The organism is Klebsiella scottii (assembly GCF_036561945.1).
Lineage (GTDB): Bacteria > Pseudomonadota > Gammaproteobacteria > Enterobacterales > Enterobacteriaceae > Klebsiella > Klebsiella scottii.
Window position 1 is genome coordinate 1 of record NZ_JARXNI010000001.1, and the last position, 255, is coordinate 255.

Consider the following 255-nt stretch of genomic DNA (forward strand, 5'->3'; position numbering starts at 1 on the left):
CTGTACTCGGTGTTACTGCGAAGGGGGGACGGAGAAGGCTATGTTGGCCGGGCGACGGTTGTCCCGGTTTAAGCATGTAGGCGGAGAGTTTAGGTAAATCCGGACTCTTGTTAACGCTGAGGTGTGATGACGAGGCACTACGGTGCTGAAGTAACAAATGCCCTGCTTCCAGGAAAAGCCTCTAAGCATCAGGTAACATCAAATCGTACCCCAAACCGACACAGGTGGTCAGGTAGAGAATACCAAGGCGCTTGA

Annotated in this window: 1 rRNA gene; it reads left to right on the plus strand. The window is 52.5% G+C overall.

Going from position 1 to position 255, the window contains the following annotated elements:
* A 23S ribosomal RNA gene (locus QFI97_RS00005) occupies positions 1-255 on the plus strand; the annotation flags it as partial.